Source organism: Pseudomonas sp. CIP-10 (assembly GCF_020911845.1).
In the GTDB taxonomy this organism is placed as follows: domain Bacteria; phylum Pseudomonadota; class Gammaproteobacteria; order Pseudomonadales; family Pseudomonadaceae; genus Aquipseudomonas; species Aquipseudomonas alloputida.
In genome coordinates, this window is sequence record NZ_CP087160.1 from 1,266,002 (window position 1) to 1,287,372 (window position 21,371).

The window sequence follows — 21,371 nt, forward strand, 5'->3', positions numbered from 1 at the left end:
GGGGCCGTGGCAGCGGAAGCTGTGGCCGGGTCAGTGCTGCAGGATCTTGCTGAGGAAGTGCTGGGTGCGCTGGTCGCGGGCGCTCTGGTCACCGAAGAACGCTTCCTTGGTGCAGTCTTCGATGATGCTGCCCTTGTCCATGAAGATGACCCGGTTGGCGACTTTGCGGGCAAAGCCCATCTCGTGGGTTACGCACATCATGGTCATGCCTTCTTGGGCCAGTTGAACCATCACGTCCAGTACCTCGCTGACCATTTCCGGGTCCAGTGCCGAGGTGGGTTCGTCGAACAGCATGACGATCGGGTCCATCGCCAGGGCGCGGGCGATGGCCACGCGCTGCTGCTGGCCACCGGAGAGCTGGCCGGGGTGTTTCTTGGCATGGGCACTGAGGCCTACACGCTCGAGCAGCGCCAGGCCCTTCTTGGTGGCTTCCGCCTCGCTGCGGCCCAGCACCTTGCGCTGGGCGATGGTCAGGTTCTCGGTGATGGTCAGGTGCGGGAACAGCTCGAAGTGCTGGAACACCATGCCCACGCGCGAGCGCAGCTTGGGCAGGTTGGTCTTCGGGTCGGCAATCGAAGTGCCATCGACCACGATGTCGCCCTTTTGGAACGGCTCCAGCGCGTTGACGCACTTGATCAGGGTGGACTTGCCCGAGCCCGACGGGCCACAGACCACCACCACCTCACCTTTCTTGACCTCGGTGCTGCAGTCGGTCAGTACCTGGAAGTCGCCGTACCACTTGTTGACGTTCTTGATGGAAATCATACGGTGATCCTTTTTTGCAGGCGCTTGACCAGCCACGAAGCGGAGAAGCTGATGAGGAAGTAGACGACGCCGGCGAAGATCAGGAACTCATGGGAGCGCCCGATGATGTCGCCGTTGGAGCGTGCCGAGTTGAGGAAGTCGACCAGGCCCACGGTGTATACCAGCGAGGTGTCCTGGAACAGGATGATGCTCTGCTGCAGCAGCAGCGGGGTCATCTTGCGGAAGGCCTGGGGCAGGATGATCAGGCGCATGGTCTGCGCGTAGTTCATGCCCAGCGCTTGTGCGGCGCCCATCTGGCCCTTGGAGATCGACTGCACACCGGCGCGGACGATTTCGCAGAAATACGCGGCCTCGAACATCATGAAGGCAACCACGCAGGAGGTGAAGGCACCCACCGGGGTATCTTCGCCGGTGATCCAGCGCAGCACGAACGGGACCGCCAGGTAGAACCAGGTGATCACCAGCAGCAGCGGGATCGAGCGGAAGTAGTTGACGTAGGCACCGGCCAGGTTCGACAACAGTTTGCTCGACGACAGGCGCATCAGGGCCAGGATGGTGCCCAGCACGATACCGCCGATGACGCCCATGACCATCAGTTTGAGGGTCATGACCATGCCCTCCCAGAGGGCAGGCAGGGCAGGGATGATTTCGCTGAAATCCATTTCCATTTACTTGCCCCCCACGGAAATCAGGCCAGGCACGGCGACTTTCTTCTCGATCATGCGCATGAGCAACATCAGGCCCATGTTCAGGGTGAAGTAGATCAGCGTGGCCAGGGTGAACGCCTCGAACAGGTTGGCGGAAAACTCTGCGGTCTGTTTGGTCTGCGCCAGCAGCTCCATCAGGCCGATCAGCGACGCCACCGAGGAGTTCTTGAACACGTTGAGGAACTCGGAGGTGAGCGGCGGAATGATGATCCGGTAGGCCTGCGGCAGCAGCACATTGTTGTAGATCTGCGGGAGGCTGAAGCCCATGGCGCGGGCGGCAGCTTCCTGGCCTTTGGGCAGCGCCTGGATACCGGTACGCACTTGCTCACAGACGCGTGCGGCGGTGAACAGGCCCAGGCAGACGACCACGCTGATCAGCGCCGAAGTGGTCGGGTTGAGGTCCTGCTTGAACCATTCCTGCAAGCCTTCTGGCAGAAGGTCCGGTACCAGGAAGTACCAGATGAACAGTTGCACCAGCAGTGGCACGTTGCGGAACAGTTCCACGTAGGCGGTGGCGATACCCGATACCAGGCGGTTCGGTACGGTGCGCATGACACCGAGGACTGACCCCAGCAGCAGCGCGATGATCCAGGCGGTAATGGCGATGGCGATGGTCCAGCCCAGGCCGGTGATGTACCAGTCCAGATAGGTTTCGCTGCCCACGCCGGTGGACTTGAAGAACACGCCCCAGTCCCAGTTGTAATTCATCGGGATTTCCCCTCAGACGGTTGTTTCACGGGCACCTTCGAGCATCCGGGGGCGCAAGGCGCCCTCGGATGAAAGGTTAGACACTAATGAGTGGCCTGCAGAATTGATTCGTGCTTGTGAGCACCAGGCCACTATTTGCTGAGGATCAGGACTTCTTCTCGTCCGCAGCCTTGTCGGTCGGCTCGGCGATCAGTTTTTTCAGCTCTTCGCTCATCTGGAAGTTGAGGTTCAGGCCTTTAGGCGGGATCGGCTGCATGAACCACTTGTCGTAGCTCTTGTTGACTTCGCCCGACTTGAAGTAGGCAACGATGGCGTCGTCGACCGCTTTCTTGAACGCAGCGTCTTCCTTGCGCACCATGCAGCCGTAGATTTCGTACGACTGTGGCGTACCGGTGATGACCCAGTCGGATGGCTTGCGCGCCTTGGCCATTTCACCGGCGAGCAGGGCGTCGTCCATCATGAAGGCCACGGCGCGGCCGCTTTCGAGCATGTTGAAGGCTTCACCGTGGTCCTTGGCGGAAATCACGTTCATCTTCATCTGCTTGTCGGCGTTCATCGCCTTGAGGATGCGCTCGGAGGTGGTACCAGCGGTGGTCACCACGTTCTTGCCGGCCAGGTCCGGGAAGTCTTTGTATGCAGGCTGACCGTCCTTGACCTTGGTCAACAGGCGGGTACCGACTTCGAAGATGCCGACCGAGAAGCCGACTTGCTGCTGGCGCTCGACGTTGTTGGTGGTGGAGCCGCACTCCAGGTCGACGGTGCCGTTCTGCACCAGCGGAATACGGGTTTGCGAGGTGACCAGGTTGTAACGGACCTTGATGTCCGTGCCCAGTTGCTTTTTCAGCGCGTCGACGACGGCCAGCTGGATGTCATGCGAGTAACCGACGGGCTCGGGTTTGCCGGCCAGGTAGGAAAATGGAATGGAGGAGTCGCGGTGCCCCAGTGTGATGGTGCCCGATTCCTTGATCTTCTTCAGGGTGCCGGTGAGCTCCTCGGCCATGACCGGCGAAGCGATGACTGCAGCCGCGATGGCTGCGCCCAGCAATTGACGAACGATACGCATCAAATTTTCCTCGACGTGTTTGTTTTTTTTATGGAGCCGTTGGCGGACTCTTCGTTCAACGAATACAGCAAGAAGCGGGTGCATTCGGCTACCAAGTGTAGAGCATGACTCGTGCCAAGCCTTGCTGTCGACCTTAAACCGCTTGTATTGCTCGCGCTTGACAGTCTCGACATCTCTCTGGGGTTCGCCAGGCCGAATAAATAGCGCTTGCTCGTTCGGTTATCCGAACGCATGGGTCGCCGCACATTCAGATATCACGTGTGGTAACTATGCAGTGCGCGGCAAGGGCGCAGACGTAGTGTGCTCTGCTCTTTGCCTGGAGAGCTCCACAGATGTCACCGCACCGGCCCCCGAACGATTCCATCGATAGCCTGATTGCCCAAAACTTGCCTGGATGGCTAGTCGACCACGCGCAACCGGAAAGGCTCGATGCGTTACGAAACGCCCTGCGGCGGCAGGCGAACTGCAATGCGCGGCTTGGCCCAATCCTCCAGGCCATCCCTTCTTTGCAGGCCTACGCAGCAGCGTTGCTCAAAACGAAACTGCGCAAGAGCGGCTTCAGCAACCCGGACGTGACGGGCTGGAGGGTACGGGTCTCGCAGCGGCTGTTGCTGCCCAGCGCTTCGCCTGTGCTGCTGCGGCCCACCTATGTTCGTCGTTCCAGGCGGTCATTGCTGGAGGCGGCGCTGCATAACTATCATCGCAGGGAGACACGCCCCGGGCTCACGCTCAAAGGTGAACTGGTCGATGGCAACGGTAACCGCCTGCCGATGAGCTTCCACGCGTTTGCCTCCGCATGTCGCGAGGTTGACGCAGGGGGCAAGTACCAGGCGTTGCTCACCCACCATCTACAGCCTGAAGATGGCCCGGAGGATGAGCCGGGCCAGGCCGTTTCCCGCTTGCACGGGCTGTTCGAAGCGAGTTTCAAGGCCCATTTCGAGGTGGCGATGCGGGTCGCTGCGTTGAAACAGGACATTGACGAGCGCACGTATTTTTTTCTGTTGCCGCTTATTGCCGAAAAGCCGGTGGTGCCTGCGCTGGTTGGCACTGTGGTTCCCCGACAGTTGTACCTGCTGGGCCGCCCGGTTCAAGGCGTGCTGACGCTGGAAGTGCGTCCGTCAGCTGAGGGCGCAGTGGAGTCGGTGGTGCTCTGGGTACCCGATGACCCTCATCAGCCCGTCTCCCGTCATGCCAGCTGGGATGCACTCGACAAGTACCTCGGTAAGCGCTTCCGTGCGCCGGCCTATCGGCGCTTTTTTGCGCGCTTCATTAACGAGCGTCAGCGCATCAATTTCTATCGGGTATTAAACGAACGGGTCGCGCAGGCATCGGCAGCCGGGGTGGAACTCGACGCCCGTTCTGCACCGATCACTGACGCACCGTTCGTACACCTGCGCCGGCAACACCTTGCCAAGATCAGGGATGACGCCAAGGTGCTCGCCGTGCCCACCGATGTCGAAGATGACGAAGACCGCGAAGCGCGCATGCAGGGCTACAAAGAGCTGGGTATGAACTTGCTGAATGTGGCGGGGGCCTTCGTGCCTGTGCTTGGCGAAGTGCTGCTGGTGGCAAATGCGGTTCAGATTGCTGACGAAGTGTATGAAGGGTATGAAGATTGGCGCATGGGTGATCGCGAAGGGGCGTTGAACCACCTGTTCAACGTTGCCGAGAATGTCGTGCTCGGCGGGATGATCGCAGCCGGCAGCCAAGTGGCCGTGCGTGCCCTTGAGCGTCTGGCCTTCGTGGATGACTTGGCACCGGTGTGCACCTCCGCAGGCAAGGTCAGGCTCATGGCTACGGATCTGCCCGGTTACGATGCCCAACCGTTGCGGGGTGTCGGCGCACAGGAATGGTTGTGGCACCTCGATGAGGGGCGTTATCGGGTGATGGAGGATCCGCAGGATGGTCGCTCCAGGATCCTGCACCCTGGTCGTCCCAGGGCCTACCGGCCGGCGATAGAGCAGAATGGCGCCGGTGGCTGGCGCCATGAACTCGAAACTCCACAGTACTGGGAAGGGCGGGCCAACCTGGTGCGCCGCCTGAGTACGCCCCTGGCAGAGCTACCGGAACCGACATGCGACTACCTGCTCCAGGTGACAGGGCTGAGTGAAGCGCAGATTCGCCGTTTACACGTTGAGCACATGGGCGCACCTGCACGGTTGCTCGATGCCCTGGAGCTTTATCAGGCACATGAATTACACCCGGACTTCAGCGCGCCGCGACTGGCGCAGTACGTTGCTGATCGGCAAGTGCAGCCCAATGGCATCGAGCGGATATTGCGGCGCACTTTCCCCGGCCTGTCGGCTCGCTGTACTCGTGAGCTGCTTCAGCAATGCAGCGGTGCGCAGCTCGATACACTCAGCACCGCGCAGCGGATCCCTTTGGCAGTGGCCGAGCGTGCACGATGGTCGCTGCGCGAAAGCCGTCTGGACAGGGCCTGTGCCGGTTTGCGCCTGCCGCGTTGCGTCAATCCGGACACCGAACGCCTGGCTTTGAGCTTGCTCGAGCGTCAGCTGAAATGGCCGGACACCCTGCGCATCGAACTGCGCGAAGGTAGCCCGAGTGGCCGGTATCTGGCCGGTATCGGCGCAGAGTCTGCGCAGGATGTACGGTGTATCGTGCGCCGCGGCGACGGCTACCGCTACGCCGGTCAAGGCACATCCGGCCCCTACCTGGCGGCACTGTTGGCTGCGCTGGATGAGACGCAGACAGCCGATCTCGGCGATGCCGCTGTCAGTCCAGGCGCCCTGGGCTCGTTGCTGATCGAGGCCGCTGCCGGGGATCGCACCCAAGCGGCTGAGCTCTGTGGCATGCCGCGTCTGGGTGTTGGCCTGCGACCCCCGACCCGTTTTGGAGATGGGCGTATCGGGTATGCCTTGAGTGGGCGAGGCGAGAGCAGTCGGCGTGCCATAGGGCGTGGTATTCACCAAGTGTTTCCGACGATGACAGACGGGGAGCTACAAGCCTATCTGCTTGACCTCATGGAGCGGCGAGTAGGGTTGTGGGAGCACTACAGCCAGCTCACGGGGCAGTTGGCGCGCCTGCGTCAGAGCCTGCGCCAGTGGCGCAGGGATGCCAGTAACCCACTGGACGCGCTACGCCGCCGTCGGGTCGCTACTGCCGTACGGCGAAGCTGGCGGCGCAAGATAACCGACGAGGCCGGGGATTACGCGCTGATCATCAGCGGAGAGCGTATCGGGAGTCTGCCCGAATTACCGGAGGGGGTGAGCTTTGATCATGTGCGACGGCTGATCCTCAGTGACCTGGGCCTTGGTGAAATCAATGGGGACTTCCTTCGACGTTTTCCCAACCTGATCGAGCTCGACCTGTCCGGCAATCGCCTGACTGCGATCCCTCACGGCATTGAACATTTGCCCCGCCTGCGGCAGCTAAACCTGCGTCGCAACAGCGTGATAATGGATGAGGCCGGTGAATTGCGTCTTGCCGGGATGAGCGCGTTGCGGTACCTCGACCTCAGCCACAACCCGCTGGGAAGGGCGCCGGTACTGACGCGCCTGGGCAATTTGCGTGAAGTCAACTTGCGCTCTGCTGGCCTTGAGGCGTTGCCTGAGCGGATTTCATTTCGTGCCCACATAGACTTGCGAAACAACAACATTCGCACGCTGCGCCGAGAGTTGCAGCAGCTGCGCCTGCAGGTGCACCAGTTGTCCTTGCACGATAATCCACTTGGCGAAGCTGACGCATTACTGCTCGATGAGGCACGAGGTGTAACCCCAGGGCAGTGGGGGTCAGCGTCCGCACGCCATCGCGCCATTGACAGTGACCTGTTCAATACCTGGGCCAACAGCACAGCCGACGCTGAACGTGATCGCCAGCAGGCCATATGGACAGCGCTGCTTAAGGAGCCGCACTCAGATGGGATGTTCCGCTTTCTGGCAGACTTCGTTCACGGCGAGGACTTTGAGCAGCACCCTGGGCATTACCGCAGCCGAATCTGGCGAATTCTGGAAACGTGTGAGCAGCACGAGCAGTTGCGTCATCAGTTGTTTCTCGAGGCATCTGGTCCCCGCAGTTGTGAAGACCGGCTGCTGCTGTTGCTGGAGCAGATGGAGCTTGGGGTTCTGGTGCTGCGCGCCGTCGAAGACGCGCATGGCAGTCGGATGGAAGCTCGCTTGCTAAGCCTGGCGCGTGGTTTGTTTCGCCTGGACGAGGTCGACCGTCACGCGACGTTGCACGTGCAACGCATGCATGCCGAGCACGCCCCTCATGTCGATGAAATCGAGACACGGCTTTTTTACCGACAGCGGCTTGCGCGTCCGTTGGGCTTGCCGATCGAGCTCGACGAAATGCACTACCCAGGTTTTGCAAACGTAACCACCAGCGATGTGTTGCGGGTCCAGGACGCGGTTTTGCAAACTGAGACGACGGATGCCCTGATAGCCTCGTTGGCACAGCGGCCTTTCTGGGAGCAATACGCGCGAGAGTTTCATGCGCAGCGATTTGAAGAACTGGTACAGCCACTGCACCAGCGCATGGAGGCCCTACAGGTTCAGGTAGATGAGCAAGTGATCAACGAAAGCGAGTTTCTGCAACGCTGTGAAGCACTGAAGACTGATTACGATCGCAGTGAGCGGGCATTGCTGGCGCGGTTGGCGCGGGAAGCCTACGAGCGCTGGGCGAATACGCCCCCTTGACGGATCAAGAGGGCTTCACCGTCGGTATCAGGCTGCGCGGCTATTCGCGCGCACCTTGCGGGCTTGCTGCAGATACGCCTCCAGGGCCATCTGCTCCTGTGCAGTCAGCGACAGGCCCAGCTTGGTGCGACGCCAGATAATGTCAGCGGTTTGCTCTGCCCATTCCTCTTCCAGCAGGTAGTCCACCTCGCGGGTGAACAGCCCGGCCCCGATAGCCTGCCCGAGGTCTTCGGGGCCGTGAACGCCATCGAGCAGTCGCCACACACGGCTGCCATAGGTGAGCACCCAGCGTTTGGCCAGGTCTACAGGCAACCAGCCGCAACGTGCCAGTACGGCATCGATCAGCGCCTGTACCGTTGTCATGCCCTCTGCGCCCGGCAGTGGCGCACTGGCGGTCCAGGGGCCGCGCATCTGGGTGAAGAAGGGCTTGAGTTCAGCCATGGCCGATTCGGCCAGCTTGCGGTAGGTGGTGAGCTTGCCACCGAACACCGACAGCAGCGGTGCCTGGCCAGCTTCTGCCGAAAGGGCGAGTGTGTAGTCCCGGGTCACCGCCGAAGGGTTGTCTGACTCGTCGTTGCACAGCGGCCGAACGCCGGAGTAGGTATGCAGGATGTCGGCTTGGCTCAGTTGGTGGTTGAAGTGCTCGTTGACGACCTTCAACAGGTAATGTGTTTCCTGCTCGGTAATGGCGACCGCGGCAGGGTCGCCGCTGTATTCCCGGTCAGTGGTGCCGATCAGGGTAAACCGGTCCAGGTAAGGGATGCAGAAGACGATGCGCTGGTCTTCATTCTGCAGAATATAGGCATGTTCACCTTCATACAGGCGCGGCACGATAATGTGGCTGCCCTGGATCAGGCGGATGCCGTAAGGCGCATCGAGCTTGAGGTCGTCCTTGATGAAGCTGGCCACCCACGGGCCGGCGGCGTTGACCAGCGCGCGGGTATGGATCGTCTGGAGGCTGCCGTCGGCGTGCTGCAGTTCTACCTGCCACAAGCCCTCTACACGTTCGGCGCGCAAGCAGCGGGTGCGGGTGTGGATGTGTGCGCCCAGCTCACGGGCCGCCATGGCGTTGAGTACTACCAGGCGGGCGTCATCGACAGCGCAGTCGGCGTATTCGAAGCCGCGGGTGATTGCCGGCTTCAGCGGGTAGCCCGGGCCGAAGCGCAGGCTACGCGAGGCGCCCAGGCGCTTGCGCTTGCCCAGGTGGTCGTAGAGGAACAGGCCGGCGCGGATCATCCATGCAGGGCGCAGGTGCGGGCGGTGCGGAAGCACGAAGCGCATAGGTTTGACGATGTGCGGGGCCTTGGCCAGCAGCACTTCGCGTTCAGCCAAGGCCTCGCGTACGAGGCGAAACTCGTAGTGCTCCAGGTAGCGCAGGCCACCGTGAATCAGTTTGCTGCTGGCTGACGACGTGTGTTGGGCCAGGTCGTCTTTTTCGCAAAGGAAGACCTTCAAGCCGCGACCAGCGGCGTCGGCAGCGATGCCCACGCCATTGATGCCACCGCCGATCACGACAAGGTCATAGCAGTTGGCTGTTGGGGGCTGGGACGAAACTGGCTGGGACACGGGCAAGGCCTCCTGGGGCTGTTCACATCGAATATGAACATTGATGTTCGTTTGCGAAAATATTAGCGCAACAGAAAGCCGGTCGCCAGTCAGTCTCTATAGAAAAAACTGATCAAATGACAACGAAGTGAACATTTCCGAAAATTTAGGGGGTGACTTTGGTTCTTGGGGAGGCGCTGTCTCAGGCATAACTGGCCCGAAACCGATGCAGGCGCGAGCCACGCTCGCGATGCGCCGCGCGGGCCGCACTTGATCTCACGGCCGCCACACATCTGGCGGCATGCACCCACCAGCCCTCAAACCACCTCAAGCCTGATCTTGTTCTGGTTCAACAATTGGGTAAGGGTCGGGGTTGGTGTCTGGTCGGTCACCAGGCAGTCGACCAGGTCGATCGAGCCCAGACGCACCATGGCATTGCGCCCGAACTTGCTGGAATCGGCCGCGAGGATCACTTGCCGGGCATTGGCGATGATGGCTTGCGACACCCGCACTTCCTGATAGTCGAAATCGAGCAGGCTGCCATCCTCGTCGATACCGCTGATGCCCACCAGGGCGAAGTCGACCTTGAACTGGTTGATGAAATCGACACTGGCCTGGCCGACTACACCACCATCACGGCGTACCGTGCCACCCGCCACCAGCACTTCGAAATCGTCCTTGGCGGCCAGGATCGCCGCCACGTGCAAGTTGTTGGTGATGACTTTCAGGTGGTTGTGGTTGAGCAGCGCCCGTGCGATCGATTCGGTGGTGGTGCCGATGTTGATGAACAGCGACGCATGGTCGGGAATCTGCCGGGCTACGGCGTCGGCAATGCGCTGCTTTTCGTCGCGCATCTGGTCGGCACGCATGGCGTAGGCGGTGTTCTCGATGCTCGAATCGTAAGCCGCGCCGCCGTGATAACGACGCAGCAGGTTGAGCTCGGCAAGCTGGTTGATGTCGCGTCGGATGGTCTGGGGAGTGACAACGAACAGCTGCGCCATTTCCTCGATACTGACATAGCCGCGTTCGCGTACCAGTTCGAGGATTTGTTGTTGGCGAGGGGGCAGATTCATGGGCGGTCCTTTGGGGCTGCCGGACAAATTCTGCAATGATGCCGTAGGAAGGGGATGACGGCCAGTGGACGATTGGGGCCGCATGGCGGCCCCAACAGCTATCATGCCTCGTGATCTTCCCAGTCACGGGTACGCTCGACCGCCTTCTTCCAGCCGGCATACAGCTTTTCTTTCTGCGTTTCGTCCAACTGCGGGCTGAATTCACGCTCGATGATCGCCTTGTCGCGCAGCTCGTCCAGGCCACTCCAGAAGCCACAGGCCAGGCCTGCCAGATAGGCGGCGCCCAGCGCCGTGGTTTCGCGCATCTGCGGCCGCTCGACGCAGGTGCCGAGGATGTCGGCCTGGAACTGCATGAGGAAGTTGTTGGCCACTGCACCACCGTCCACGCGCAGCTCGGACAAGCGCTGGCCACAGTCCTGCTGCATGGCGTCGAGGACATCGCGGGTCTGGTAGGCGATGGACTCCAGTGCGGCGCGAATGATGTGGTCCACCTTTACACCACGTGTCAGGCCGAACAACGCACCGCGGGCATACGGGTCCCAGTACGGGGCACCCAGGCCGGTAAAGGCGGGCACCAGGTACACGCCGTTGCTGTCCTTGACCTTGCTGGCGAAATACTCGGTATCCAGGGCGTCGTTGACGATCTTCAGTTCGTCACGCAGCCATTGCACGGTAGAGCCACCATTGAATACCGCACCTTCCAGTGCATAGGCCACCTCACCACGCGGGCCGCAAGCAATGGTCGTGAGCAGACCGTGGGACGACTTCACCGCCTGGTCGCCCGTGTTCATCAACAGGAAGCAGCCGGTGCCGTAGGTATTCTTGGCTTGGCCCGGCTCAACGCACATCTGGCCGAACAGTGCCGACTGCTGGTCGCCGGCGATACCGGCAATGGCAATGCCGCTCTTGGTGTGGCCGTACACTTCCGAAGATGGGCGCACCTCAGGCAGCATTTGCCGCGGGATGCCCAGGATTTGCAGCAGCTTGTCGTCCCACTGCAGGCTGTGGATGTTGAACATCAGCGTGCGCGAGGCGTTGGTGTAGTCGGTGACGTGAACCTTGCCACCCGTAAACTTCCAGATCAGCCAGGTGTCGATGGTGCCGAACAGCAGTTCGCCACGCTCGGCGCGTTCACGGGCGCCCTCGACATTGTCGAGGATCCACTTCAGCTTGGTGCCGGAGAAATACGGGTCGGTGACCAGGCCGGTGGTTTCACGAATGTAGCCTTCGTGGCCGTCGCGCTTGAGCTGGGCACAAATCTCGGTGCTGCGGCGGCACTGCCAGACAATGGCGTTGTACACCGGGCGTCCGGTTTCCTTGTCCCACACCACCGTGGTTTCGCGTTGGTTGGTGATGCCCAGCGCAGCGACCTGGGCGTGGCTGATACCCGCCTGGGCAAGGGCCTCGACCATGGTGGCGCTTTGTGTGGCGAAAATCTCCATCGGGTCATGCTCGACCCAGCCCGCCTGCGGGTAATGCTGTGCGAACTCGCGCTGGGAGGTACCTACAACATTGGCGTCACGGTCGAAAATGATCGCCCGTGAGCTGGTGGTACCCTGGTCCAGGGCGATGATGTAGTTCTTATCCTGGGTGTCTGTCATGGTCGTAGGCCTTGCAAGAATAGGGGGTCAGGGCTGTGCGTGATGGCGGCATCAATTGGCTTGAGTATCGCCCTGGCGAATGTCATTTGTCTCAGGGGTCGCGGCAGGCGCCATTGGCAGGTTGCGTGCAATCAGGCCGCGATAGCTCGCTGCACCCAAGCAGGCGCCAAGGATCGGTGCAAATACCGGAACCAGGAAATAGGGAATATCCCGCCCGCCAGTGAAGGCGATTTCGCCCCAACCGGCCAGGAAGGTCATGAGTTTTGGCCCGAAATCGCGGGCCGGGTTCATCGCAAAGCCAGTCAATGGGCCCATGGCGCTGCCAATCACTGCAATCAGCAGGCCGATCAGCAGCGGGGCCATGGCGCCGCGCGGCAGGCCGTTGTTGTCGTCGGTCAGGGCCATGATCACGGCCATCAGAATGGCAGTGATCACCACTTCGACCAGAAACGCCTGGCTGGTGGACAGCGACGGGTGCGGGTAGGTGGAGAACACCGAGGCCAGCTCCAGGCTGCCTTCGCTACCGCGCAGCATGGCGTGGGCTTGTTCGAAATCGAAGAACAGATTGCTGTATAGCGTGTAGACCAGTGCTGCGCCACAGAATGCGCCGCATACCTGGGCCAGCATGTAGAAGGGCAGCTTGCGCTTGTCGAACCCTGCGAACAGTGTGAGGGCGATACTCACGGCTGGGTTCAGGTGCGCACCGGAAATACCGGCGGTGAGGTAGATGGCCATGCTGACGCCCACGCCCCAGATGATACTGATTTCCCAAAGCCCGAAGCTGGCGCCGGCCACCTTGAGCGCGGCGACGCAGCCGGTACCGAAGAAGATGAGCAGGGCGGTGCCGAGAAACTCGGCCAGGCATTGGCTGGACAGTGTGGGTTGGCGCAGAGCAGTCGTCATGTATGACCTCGTTTTTTTTGTTGTGAGGCGCGTGGCGCTCGACAGCAAAACCCGGTGTCTATCCCCATTGACCCCGGGTGATGTAGGAAATGCACCTTATAAGTGCACCGCTTATTCAGAAACGAAAAAATATAGACAAGAAACGCTGATGTCAAAGGTCGAAAGTGAACGGTCAGTCACGATATGGTCGCTAGAATCAGCTGCTGATCCCTGTACTAGACCCGCGCGATTGCGGTGCGGTGGCTGGGATGTGGGAATTGTCCTAAAGTAGCCGCCGAGTCGTCCCTGACTGGAGCCCTTGCATGACCCCCGCCCTAGACTTGTTGAAGAAGCACCGTGCCGAGCATCGTGTGCACAGTTATGAACATGACCCGAAGTCGGCGTCGTATGGCCTGGAGGCGGCAGAAAAGCTCGGGCTCGACCCGCAACAGGTGTTCAAGACGTTGCTGGCAAGCAGCGAGAAAGGGGAATTGCTGGTAGCGGTTGTGCCTGTGGTGGGTACCCTGGACCTCAAGGCCCTGGCCCATGCTGCCGGCGTGAAGAAGTGCGAGATGGCCGACCCGGCGGCGGCGCAGCGGGCGACCGGTTACCTGGTGGGTGGCATCAGCCCGCTGGGGCAGAAGAAGCGCCTGCGGACCTTCATTGATGACTCGGCGCAGAATTTTGCAACTATCCATGTCAGCGCCGGCAGGCGTGGCCTGGAAGTGGAGCTGGCAGCGGCGGTGCTGGCGGAGTATACGCAGGGCACGTTTGCCGGGATCGGCAGAGGCTGAGATCCGGAGCCGCGCTGCAGCCCAATCGCGACACAAGGCCGCCCCACAGGAGTTCTCGATTTCCTGTGGGAGCGGCCTTGTGTCGCGATTGGGCCGCAGCGCGGCCCCAAGGGTCTGCAATCAGGTCGCGGAACTGTACCGACGCACGCCATTCTCCTGGCGCGGCAACTGCGCCGCTACGCTACCCGGCACCGGGAACAGCACCAGGTGATCGGCTTTCACCGCAATCCCCACATCTTCACCGACCTGAAGGTCGTTATGGCTAGGGAAGATCGCTTCCAGCTGGCTGCCAGTCGGCAGTTGCAGGCGGTACAGGGTCGATGCCCCCAGGAAGCTCTTGCCAACGATGTTCGCCTGTAGCCCGCTGCCCGGTGCATACACGATATCGTCGGGCCGCAGCAGTACATCCACCGAACTGCCCGGCGCCATGATGTAGGCGCGGTTACCGCGCAGCTCACCCACTTCGGTATTGACTGCCTCGTGGCTGCTCATTTGCCCACGGATGAAGTATCCCTGGCCGATGAAACTCGCCACGAATGGCGTCTGCGGTTCGTGGTAAAGGTTATAGGGCGTATCCCACTGTTCCAGGCGGCCTTCCTTGAAGACGCCAACCTGGTCGCTGACGGCAAAGGCTTCTTCCTGGTCATGGGTGACCAGAATGGCGCTGGTACCGCGGCTTTTGAGAATATCGCGAACCTCATGGCTCAGGCGCCGGCGCAGCTCCACGTCGAGGTTGGAGAATGGCTCGTCAAGCAGCAACAGTTGCGGCTCGGGCGCCAGCGCCCGGGCCAGGGCGACACGTTGCTGCTGGCCGCCAGACAGCTCATGCGGGTAACGCCCGCCCAGCCCGCCGAGTTTGACCAGCTCCAGCATCTCTTCGATGACGGCGGCCTGGCGTGGGTGTTTGGCGATACCAAAGGCAATGTTCTGCGCCACGGTCAGGTGCGGGAACAGTGCGTAGTCCTGAAATACCATGCCGATGCGGCGCTTTTCCGGAGCCAGGGTGAAGCCAGCCCGGGAAATGACCTCACCGGCCAGGTGGATTTCACCTTCGTGCACCGGCTCGAAACCGGCGATGGCACGCAGGGTGGTGGTCTTGCCACAACCGGATGAACCCAGCAGGCAACCGATGTCGCCTGCGTTCAGGTGCAGGTTGAGGTTCTGGACGATGCGCTGGTCGCCATAGCCGCAGGCGAGGTTGCGCAGGTTGAGCAGTAGGGGTTGACTCATGCGTGGTGGTAAGCCGGTTCTACAAGGAATTCGAGAAGCGCCTTCTGTGCATGCAGGCGGTTTTCAGCCTCGTCCCAGGCGACCGAACGTGGGTCGTCGAGCAGGTCCTGGCTGATTTCCTCGCCACGGTGGGCGGGCAGGCAGTGCATGAAGAGGACATCGGGTGCAGCCAGGTCGAGCAGTTCGCGGGTGACCTGGTAAGGCGCGAAATGCGCCAGGCGCCGTGCAGTTTCCTCCTCCTGACCCATGGAAGTCCAGACATCGGTGACCACCAGGTGTGCATCACGCACAGCTTCCCTGGCATCCCGGATGATCTGCACGCGGTCACCGCCCAGTGCCATGAAGCGTTGATCCGGCTCATAGCCTTCGGGGCAGGCGATGCGCAGCTGGAAATCGAACTGCCTGGCGGCTTCGATATAGGAGTTGCACATGTTGAAGCCATCGCCGATCCAGGTCACGGTCTTGCCCTGAATCGAGCCGCGGTGTTCAACGAAGGTCTGCATGTCGGCCAGCAGTTGGCACGGGTGCGATTCGTCGGACAGACCGTTGATCACGGGCACACGCGACTTGGCGGCGAACTCGGTCAGGGTGCTGTGGGCGTGGGTCCGGATCATCACCACATCAACCATGCTCGACAGCACGATGGCGCTGTCACCAATCGGCTCGCCGCGGCCCAGCTGGGTGTCGCGGGGCGACAGGAAGATGGCCTGGCCGCCGAGCTGGATCATGCCGGCCTCGAACGACACGCGGGTACGGGTCGAGGACTTTTCGAAGATCATGCCCAGCACACGGTTCTTCAGCGGTTCGAACAGCACGCCTCGCTTGCGCAGGTCCTTCAGCTCGATGCCGCGGCGGATCACCCCGAGCAATTCGTCGGTGGTGAAGTCCAGCAGGGAGAGAAAGTGCCTAGCGCTCATGAGTGACTACCTTATCTGCAACGGTATGCAGGTCGACCGTATGGTTTTTTTGACAACGGGGGTGACCTGCGGCGTAAGCCGCACGGGGCGGACGAAATAGGGAAAGGCGCAATACTATAAGTAAATGTCGCCTGAAGCCAAGGGGGGAAAAGCGGGGTGATCGCAAAGGGTATTGCAAAGGGTGTCTTTACCCGTTGGCCCGTGCTGTTCTTTATTTGCTACAGACGGTTGTACACGGCTTGCTGGCAATTTGGCAAATGGCTGTCGTAAATCGTGCGCCTGATGTCGGTGGATTCACGCGGCGAAGCGCACTGGCCGCGGGGCGGGGGGCGGGCGCATAGTCACTGTTCGACAACAACAAGGCAGAGGCGGCCATGACCAAGACCCTGCATCACCGTGCCTGTCACCTGTGCGAAGCGATCTGCGGGCTCAACATCGAAGTCAGCCATGAGGAAGACGGGCGGGCCCTGATCAGCTCGATCAAGGGCGACCCCATGGACCCGTTCAGCCGTGGCCATGTCTGCCCCAAGGCCGTGGCGTTGCAGGACATTCAGAACGACCCGGATCGCCTGCGCCAGCCCCACAAGCGGGTCGGCGAGCATTGGCAGGCCATTGGCTGGGATGAGGCTTTCGCACTGGCAGCCGAAAAATTGTGGGCGGTCCAGCAAGCCCATGGGCGCAATGCCGTGGCGGTCTACCAAGGCAACCCGAGCGTGCACAATTACGGCTTGATGACCCACAGCAACTACTTTCTGGGCCTGCTCAAGACCCGTAACCGTTTCTCAGCCACTTCAGTGGACCAGTTGCCCCAACACCTGGTCAGCCACTTGATGTATGGGCATGGGCTGCTGCTGCCGATTCCGGACATCGACCACACGGGGTTCATGCTGATTCTTGGCGGCAACCCGCTGGCCTCCAATGGCAGCATCATGACTGTTCCGGACGTGGAGAAGCGCCTGAAGGCCCTGCGGGCGCGTGGTGGGCGCCTGGTGGTGGTTGACCCGCGGCGTAGCGAAACGGCGGCAATGGCTGACAGCCATTTGTTCATACGCCCCGGTGGTGATGCAGCCCTGTTGTGCGGCTTGCTCAACACATTGTTCGAAGAAGGCCTGGCACGGGGCTCGCACTTGCCGGTCAACGGCCTGCAGCAGGTGCGCCAGGCCATTGCGCCGTTCAGTGCCGAGGCCGTGAGCGCCCAATGTGGTATTGCTGCAGCGGATATTCGCCAGCTGGCACGCGACTTCGCCGCTGCCGGGCAGGCCGTGTGCTACGGCCGCATGGGCGTCTCGACCCAAGCATTCGGTACCCTTTGCCACTGGCTGGTGCAACTTGTGAACCTGGTGACCGGCAACCTCGACCGCACAGGCGGCGCGTTGTGCACGGAGCCTGCCGTCGACCTGGTGGCAACCACCTCGGGCGGCCATTTCAACGCCTGGCAGAGCCGTGTGTCGGGTTTGCCCGAGTACGGCGGCGAGCTGCCGGTGGCTGCCCTGGCCGAGGAAATGCAAACACCGGGCGAAGGGCAGGTGCGCGCCCTGGTGACCGTTGCCGGTAACCCTGTGTTGTCCACGCCTAACGGCCGCCAGCTGGATACGGCGCTGGAGGGTCTGGAGTTCATGCTCAGTATCGATCTCTACATCAACGAAACCACCCGCCATGCCGACTTGATCCTGCCCTCCACCTCAGCGCTGGAGAACGACCATTACGACAGCACCTTCAACTTGCTGGCAGTGCGCAATGTCACGCGCTTCAACCGGGCGATCCTGACCAAGCCGGAGGGGGCACTGCATGACTGGGAGATCTTCGTCGGCCTGGCCCAGGCGTTTGCCAAGCGTGCCGAGTTGGCGTTGAAGCCGACCTGGTCGCCTGCGCAGATGATTGATCAAGCCCTGCGCAAAGGGCGCTATGGTGAAGCAACGCCTTGGCAGCTCTCCCTGGCAACACTGGACGATCACCCGCACGGGCTTGACCTGGGGCCTTTACGCAGCAACCTCGCTGGGCGCTTGACGACCGTCAGCAAGGCTGTCGAAGCAGCCCCTCAGGTCTTGCTGGACGACTTGCACCGCCTGGCGCAAATGACGCCCCCAGTGCCGGGCGAGCTGCTGCTGATCGGGCGCCGCCATGTGCGCAGCAACAACTCGTGGATGCACAACTTCCATCGCCTGGTGAAAGGCAAGCCACGGCATCAGTTGTTGATGCACCCGCAAGATTTACAGCGGCGGCAACTGCAGGATGGCCAGCGCGTGCGCATCCGTTCGCGTACTGGCTCACTGGAGGTCGAGGTGCAGGCCTGCGAGGACATGATGCCCGGTGTGGTCAGCTTGCCCCATGGCTATGGTCATGGTCGTCAGGGCGTGCACCTGCAGATCGCCCAGGCGCAACCCGGCGTGAGTGCCAATGACCTGACCGATGAGCGCTTTCGGGACCAGGTTTCCGGAAACGCTGCGCTCAATGGCGTACCCGTGCAGGTCGAGGCCGCTTGAGGAACGGCAAGGCCGAGCACGGCGCTCGGCTTTCCGATACAATGCGACACCGTGCCGACGACTGTGTCGGATAGTTCAGCCGAGGTGCTACATGGATATCATCGAAACGATCAAAGAGCAGATTGCCAACAACACCATTCTGCTTTACATGAAAGGCTCGCCGAATGCCCCGCAGTGCGGCTTCTCTGCGCGTGCATCGCAGGCCGTGATGGGTTGTGGCGAAAAGTTCGCCTACGTCGACATCCTGCAGAACCCGGAAATTCGCGCCAACCTGCCAAAATACGCCAACTGGCCGACCTTCCCGCAACTGTGGGTAGCCGGTGAGCTGGTTGGCGGCAGCGACATCATGCTGGAAATGTTCGAGAAGGGTGAGCTGCAAACCCTGATCAAGGAAGCGGCTGCCAAGGCCAAGGCTTCTGAAGCCTGATCTTCCGGCAAACATAAAAAAACCCGCGATCAGCGGGTTTTTTTATGGGGCGAATAGTTACTCTTCGCCCATCTGCGACTGCAGGTAGTTCTCGATACCGATCTTGTCGATCAGCCCCAGTTGGGTTTCCAGCCAGTCGATGTGTTCTTCCTCGGACTCGAGGATATCTTCGAGCACGTCACGCGAGCCGAAGTCGCCAGCGGTTTCACAATGGGCGATGGCGGCCTTCAGGTCGACCAGGCCTTGCTGTTCAATCTTCAGGTCACACTCGAGCATTTCCTTGGTGTGCTCGCCGATCAGCAGTTTGCCCAGGTCCTGAACGTTAGGAATACCTTCGAGGAACAAAATACGCTTGATCAGTTTGTCAGCGTGCTTCATTTCATCGATGGATTCTTTGTACTCGTGCTTGCCGAGTTTGTTCAGCCCCCAATCTTCGTACATGCGTGCGTGCAGGAAGTACTGGTTGATCGCGACCAGCTCGTTTCCGAGGATCTTGTTGAGATGCTGGATGACGCTTACGTCGCCTTTCATGTCGGGTTCCTGCCCTGTAGAAGTGTGTCAATCCACTGAAGTTTGAGCCCGATACTTAGGTGTGTCAAACCTAAGTTCTTGAATACTAAGTGAAAATTAATAGGAATAAGAATGTTTGTGAACCGCGTTGCAACGCTAACTTGTTGAATTGCGGGCATAAAAAAACCGGACACCAGGTCCGGTTCTTGAAATTCTGCGTTCAGGCAGCGGTAAATTCGACGGGGTAGGGCAAGACCGCCTGGCTGACCTGAAGCTCGGTCAGGGTCTCGCGGACCACCTGCTTGGCCACGCAGGCGCATTTCCCACACTGGCTGGCGACATTGGTGGCGGCTCGCACTTCCTTGTAACTGCAGCATCCTTCATAGATCGCATCGCGGATCTGTCCGTCGGTAACGCCGACACAAAGACACACATACATAAGGGCTGACCATCGCTGGTTGGGTCGATGGGTTGGAGCTTAATGTTAATGAGAATGCTTGTCAAAGATCTTTCTGAGGGTGCTGTGCTTGAGCGACCGGTGGTCGCTTTGTCGACGGAGTCGGCCTGTCATGAGAAGCCGTGTATGATGGTCGGCCTTTGTTGGATGTCGGGCAAGCCCGTCTGGCCCGGCAAACGGTTTTTCACCCTCATCAGGAGATTACAATGAGCGTACTCGTTGGTAAGAAAGCCCCCGATTTCACCGTTCCGGCCGTGCTGGGCAATGGCGAGATCGTCGATAGCTTCAACCTGGCCTCGGCCATCAAGGGCAAGTACGGCCTGGTGTTCTTCTACCCGCTGGACTTCACCTTCGTCTGCCCGTCCGAGCTGATCGCCCTGGACAACCGCATCCCTGACTTCCAGGCGCGCAACGTGGAAGTGATCGGCGTGTCGATCGACTCGCACTTCACCCACAACGCCTGGCGTAACACCCCGGTCAACAACGGCGGCATCGGTCAGGTGAAGTACACCCTGGCTGCCGACATGACCCACGAAATCTGCAAAGCCTACGACGTCGAGTCCGAAGGCGGCGTGGCCTTCCGTGGTGCCTTCCTGATCGATACCAACGGTGTTGTCCGTTCACAGATCGTCAACGACCTGCCACTGGGCCGTAACATGGACGAGCTGCTGCGTCTGGTCGACGCTCTGCAGTTCCACGAAGAGCACGGCGAAGTGTGCCCTGCCAACTGGAAAAAAGGCGACAAGGGCATGAACGCTTCGCCTGAAGGCGTTGCTGCCTACCTGAGCGAGAACGCTGGCAAGCTGTAATTGCTGCGTGCATGAAAAAACCGGCCTTCGTGGCCGGTTTTTTTATGCCTCACTGTGCAGGTCTCTTACGGACGCGCTCGCGAATGCTTTTGGCAGATCAATCGTTGAAATCGCGCCAGCCGCCCATTTCTTTCCAGCGGTTGACGATGCCGCAGAACAGCTCAGCGGTTTTCTCGGTGTCATAACGTGCCGAGTGCGCCTCACGCCCGTCGAAATCGATGTCAGCGCTCTGGCAGGCTCGTGCCAGCACGGTCTGGCCATACGCCAGGCCCGCCAGGGTGGCGGTGTCGAAGCTGGAGAACGGGTGGAACGGGTTGCGCTTCAGGTCATTGCGCGCCACTGCTGCATTGAGGAAACCCAGGTCGAAGCTGCTGTTGTGGCCGACCAGAATTGCCCGCTTGCAGCCGTTGGCCTTGAGTGCCTTGCGCACGCCACGGAAGATGTCGGTCATCGCGCTTTCCTCGCTGACCGCCATGCGCAGCGGGTGGTCCAGCTTGATCCCGGTGAACTCAAGTGCGGCCGGCTCGATGTTGGCGCCCTCGAACGGCTCCACGCGGTGGAAGTAGGTATGTTCGGGGAACAGGAAGCCTTTCTCGTCCATGCCGATGGTGACGGCGGCAATTTCCAGCAATGCATCGGTAGCGCTGTTGAAACCACCGGTTTCAACATCCACCACGACCGGCAGATAGCCGCGGAAGCGCTCGGCCATCGGATGGCGAGGACCGCTGCTGCCTTGGGTGTCCAG

Annotated in this window: 18 protein-coding genes; 5 read left to right on the forward strand and 13 right to left on the reverse strand. The window is 60.8% G+C overall.

Going from position 1 to position 21,371, the window contains the following annotated elements; translation table 11 throughout:
* Positions 1 to 30: 30 nt before the first annotated feature.
* The 4 genes from LMH93_RS05690 to LMH93_RS05705 form a co-directional block, all read right to left on the reverse strand.
* Positions 31 to 765, reverse strand: coding sequence for an amino acid ABC transporter ATP-binding protein (locus tag LMH93_RS05690; protein ID WP_003254971.1), 735 nt, complete (start codon positions 763 to 765; stop codon positions 31 to 33).
* A complete protein-coding gene (locus tag LMH93_RS05695) occupies positions 762 to 1,433 on the reverse strand; it encodes an amino acid ABC transporter permease (RefSeq protein ID WP_012051387.1) in 672 nt (223 codons plus the stop codon). The genes LMH93_RS05690 and LMH93_RS05695 overlap by 4 nt, the downstream gene beginning before the upstream one ends.
* Positions 1,434 to 2,180 (reverse strand): amino acid ABC transporter permease, encoded by a 747-nt coding sequence (locus tag LMH93_RS05700; protein WP_003254968.1) that lies wholly within the window; start codon positions 2,178 to 2,180, stop codon positions 1,434 to 1,436.
* 145 nt (positions 2,181 to 2,325) lie between these two features.
* Positions 2,326 to 3,243, reverse strand: a complete 918-nt coding sequence (locus tag LMH93_RS05705; protein WP_230064910.1) for a glutamate/aspartate ABC transporter substrate-binding protein — start codon at positions 3,241 to 3,243, stop codon at positions 2,326 to 2,328.
* A 332-nt stretch (positions 3,244 to 3,575) separates the two neighbouring features.
* Between LMH93_RS05705 and LMH93_RS05710 the strand changes: the two genes are divergently transcribed.
* Positions 3,576 to 7,898: an NEL-type E3 ubiquitin ligase domain-containing protein gene (locus LMH93_RS05710; RefSeq protein WP_326839526.1), complete on the forward strand. Its 4,323-nt coding sequence runs from the start codon at positions 3,576 to 3,578 to the stop codon at positions 7,896 to 7,898.
* Between the two features lie 27 nt (positions 7,899 to 7,925).
* On the opposite strand, the gene glpD is transcribed toward LMH93_RS05710, so the two are convergent.
* The 4 genes from glpD to LMH93_RS05730 form a co-directional block, all read right to left on the reverse strand.
* Positions 7,926 to 9,464 carry a glycerol-3-phosphate dehydrogenase gene (gene glpD, locus LMH93_RS05715; protein ID WP_230064912.1) on the reverse strand — a complete coding sequence of 513 codons (1,539 nt, stop codon included), beginning with the start codon at positions 9,462 to 9,464 and terminating at the stop codon, positions 7,926 to 7,928.
* 296 nt (positions 9,465 to 9,760) lie between these two features.
* Entirely contained in the window at positions 9,761 to 10,516 is a 756-nt protein-coding gene (gene glpR, locus LMH93_RS05720; protein ID WP_003254962.1) for a DNA-binding transcriptional repressor GlpR, read from the reverse strand.
* A gap of 101 nt (positions 10,517 to 10,617) precedes the next feature.
* Positions 10,618 to 12,117: a glycerol kinase GlpK gene (glpK, locus tag LMH93_RS05725; RefSeq protein WP_003254960.1), complete on the reverse strand. Its 1,500-nt coding sequence runs from the start codon at positions 12,115 to 12,117 to the stop codon at positions 10,618 to 10,620.
* Positions 12,118 to 12,168: 51 nt separating this feature from the next.
* Positions 12,169 to 13,020, reverse strand: a complete 852-nt coding sequence (locus LMH93_RS05730) for an MIP/aquaporin family protein (protein ID WP_003254959.1) — start codon at positions 13,018 to 13,020, stop codon at positions 12,169 to 12,171.
* Positions 13,021 to 13,322: 302 nt separating this feature from the next.
* Between LMH93_RS05730 and ybaK the strand changes: the two genes are divergently transcribed.
* The gene (gene ybaK, locus LMH93_RS05735) at positions 13,323 to 13,793 is read left to right on the forward strand and encodes a Cys-tRNA(Pro) deacylase (protein WP_003254957.1); all 471 of its coding nucleotides are present in this window, start codon (positions 13,323 to 13,325) and stop codon (positions 13,791 to 13,793) included.
* Positions 13,794 to 13,913: 120 nt separating this feature from the next.
* Here the strand turns inward: ybaK and LMH93_RS05740 are convergent, their stop codons facing one another.
* Both LMH93_RS05740 and argF read right to left on the reverse strand, forming a co-directional pair.
* Positions 13,914 to 15,023 (reverse strand): ABC transporter ATP-binding protein, encoded by a 1,110-nt coding sequence (locus tag LMH93_RS05740; protein WP_014755513.1) that lies wholly within the window; start codon positions 15,021 to 15,023, stop codon positions 13,914 to 13,916.
* Entirely contained in the window at positions 15,020 to 15,940 is a 921-nt protein-coding gene (gene argF / locus LMH93_RS05745) for an ornithine carbamoyltransferase (protein WP_003254953.1), read from the reverse strand. The genes LMH93_RS05740 and argF overlap by 4 nt, the downstream gene beginning before the upstream one ends.
* Positions 15,941 to 16,314: 374 nt before the next feature.
* Here argF and LMH93_RS05750 point away from each other — a divergent pair, with 374 nt between their 5' ends.
* Together LMH93_RS05750 and grxD are read left to right on the forward strand one after the other, a co-directional pair.
* The gene (locus LMH93_RS05750) at positions 16,315 to 18,423 is read left to right on the forward strand and encodes a molybdopterin oxidoreductase family protein (RefSeq protein ID WP_230064913.1); all 2,109 of its coding nucleotides are present in this window, start codon (positions 16,315 to 16,317) and stop codon (positions 18,421 to 18,423) included.
* A 91-nt stretch (positions 18,424 to 18,514) separates the two neighbouring features.
* Positions 18,515 to 18,850, forward strand: coding sequence for a Grx4 family monothiol glutaredoxin (grxD, locus tag LMH93_RS05755; RefSeq protein WP_003254949.1), 336 nt, complete (start codon positions 18,515 to 18,517; stop codon positions 18,848 to 18,850).
* 57 nt (positions 18,851 to 18,907) lie between these two features.
* On the opposite strand, the gene bfr is transcribed toward grxD, so the two are convergent.
* Positions 18,908 to 19,381, reverse strand: a complete 474-nt coding sequence (gene bfr, locus LMH93_RS05760) for a bacterioferritin (protein WP_003254948.1) — start codon at positions 19,379 to 19,381, stop codon at positions 18,908 to 18,910.
* Positions 19,382 to 19,580: 199 nt separating this feature from the next.
* The gene (locus tag LMH93_RS05765) at positions 19,581 to 19,799 is read right to left on the reverse strand and encodes a bacterioferritin-associated ferredoxin (protein WP_230064914.1); all 219 of its coding nucleotides are present in this window, start codon (positions 19,797 to 19,799) and stop codon (positions 19,581 to 19,583) included.
* Between the two features lie 224 nt (positions 19,800 to 20,023).
* Here LMH93_RS05765 and LMH93_RS05770 point away from each other — a divergent pair, with 224 nt between their 5' ends.
* Complete coding sequence (locus tag LMH93_RS05770) at positions 20,024 to 20,626, forward strand: peroxiredoxin (protein WP_003254945.1); 603 nt, start codon at positions 20,024 to 20,026, stop codon at positions 20,624 to 20,626.
* Positions 20,627 to 20,723: 97 nt separating this feature from the next.
* On the opposite strand, the gene rnt is transcribed toward LMH93_RS05770, so the two are convergent.
* Positions 20,724 to 21,335, reverse strand: coding sequence for a ribonuclease T (gene rnt, locus LMH93_RS05775; protein ID WP_010952252.1), 612 nt, complete (start codon positions 21,333 to 21,335; stop codon positions 20,724 to 20,726).
* Positions 21,336 to 21,371 lie beyond the last annotated feature (36 nt).

Bases quoted from the DNA above. Each gene is read 5' to 3' on its own strand.
- LMH93_RS05690 (WP_003254971.1), bottom strand. From the start codon at position 765: ATGATTTCCATCAAGAACGTCAACAAGTGGTACGGCGACTTCCAGGTA.
- LMH93_RS05695 (WP_012051387.1), bottom strand. From the start codon at position 1,433: ATGGAAATGGATTTCAGCGAAATCATCCCTGCCCTGCCTGCCCTCTGG.
- LMH93_RS05700 (WP_003254968.1), bottom strand. From the start codon at position 2,180: ATGAATTACAACTGGGACTGGGGCGTGTTCTTCAAGTCCACCGGCGTG.
- LMH93_RS05705 (WP_230064910.1), bottom strand. From the start codon at position 3,243: ATGCGTATCGTTCGTCAATTGCTGGGCGCAGCCATCGCGGCTGCAGTC.
- LMH93_RS05710 (WP_326839526.1), top strand. From the start codon at position 3,576: ATGTCACCGCACCGGCCCCCGAACGATTCCATCGATAGCCTGATTGCC.
- glpR (WP_003254962.1), bottom strand. From the start codon at position 10,516: ATGAATCTGCCCCCTCGCCAACAACAAATCCTCGAACTGGTACGCGAA.
- glpK (WP_003254960.1), bottom strand. From the start codon at position 12,117: ATGACAGACACCCAGGATAAGAACTACATCATCGCCCTGGACCAGGGT.
- LMH93_RS05730 (WP_003254959.1), bottom strand. From the start codon at position 13,020: ATGACGACTGCTCTGCGCCAACCCACACTGTCCAGCCAATGCCTGGCC.
- ybaK (WP_003254957.1), top strand. From the start codon at position 13,323: ATGACCCCCGCCCTAGACTTGTTGAAGAAGCACCGTGCCGAGCATCGT.
- LMH93_RS05740 (WP_014755513.1), bottom strand. From the start codon at position 15,023: ATGAGTCAACCCCTACTGCTCAACCTGCGCAACCTCGCCTGCGGCTAT.
- argF (WP_003254953.1), bottom strand. From the start codon at position 15,940: ATGAGCGCTAGGCACTTTCTCTCCCTGCTGGACTTCACCACCGACGAA.
- LMH93_RS05750 (WP_230064913.1), top strand. From the start codon at position 16,315: ATGACCAAGACCCTGCATCACCGTGCCTGTCACCTGTGCGAAGCGATC.
- grxD (WP_003254949.1), top strand. From the start codon at position 18,515: ATGGATATCATCGAAACGATCAAAGAGCAGATTGCCAACAACACCATT.
- bfr (WP_003254948.1), bottom strand. From the start codon at position 19,381: ATGAAAGGCGACGTAAGCGTCATCCAGCATCTCAACAAGATCCTCGGA.
- LMH93_RS05765 (WP_230064914.1), bottom strand. From the start codon at position 19,799: ATGTATGTGTGTCTTTGTGTCGGCGTTACCGACGGACAGATCCGCGAT.
- LMH93_RS05770 (WP_003254945.1), top strand. From the start codon at position 20,024: ATGAGCGTACTCGTTGGTAAGAAAGCCCCCGATTTCACCGTTCCGGCC.
- rnt (WP_010952252.1), bottom strand. From the start codon at position 21,335: ATGGCCGAGCGCTTCCGCGGCTATCTGCCGGTCGTGGTGGATGTTGAA.